Here is a 538-nt window from a genome sequence, read left to right on the forward strand (position 1 = left end):
TAATAGTTGGTTGAACTCTTTCTGCACACTTCGGATGAGAATGACCGTTTCAATGCCTTCGGCTTCTAATTGACGCAGGATGCGTTGAGCACGATTAGCTTTACCTGCAAGTAACGCATCAATCCAGTTAAACGTCGTAAAGTGGTTGTGTCGACTTAAGGCTTCCTCTAAGCGTACAACAGTCAGTTCGCCATCAGGATAGAGCAAAGCCAGTTTCTCTAGACTCTGAGAAAGTGCAAATAAGTTGCCTTCATGCCACTGTGCCAACATCTGTAAGGATTGCTGATCGGGCTTTAAACCCAATGCGCGGCAGCGCGTTTGCACAAACATAGGCAAACGCTGAAGATCCGGCGTTAAGCAGCTGACCCAGTCGCCTTTGGCATTCAGTGCTTTAAACCATTTGGCATTTTCTTGCGCTTTAGTCAGCTTCGTTCCGATGATCACTAGCATGATGTCATCATGCAACATGTCACACAGAGTCTGTAGCTCGTTGCTGATGGCTGTGGTGACACCGCTTTCTGGGATCTCAAGCTCAATG

At 47.2% G+C, this 538-nt stretch carries 1 protein-coding gene; it reads right to left on the bottom strand.

Features of this window, described 5'->3' with window-relative positions:
• On the bottom strand, positions 1 to 538 hold a 538-nt coding region (gene holA, locus R7O13_RS30280), incomplete at both ends, for a DNA polymerase III subunit delta (protein ID WP_318305649.1).

It is taken from the genome of Vibrio sp. Y176 (assembly GCF_033438945.1).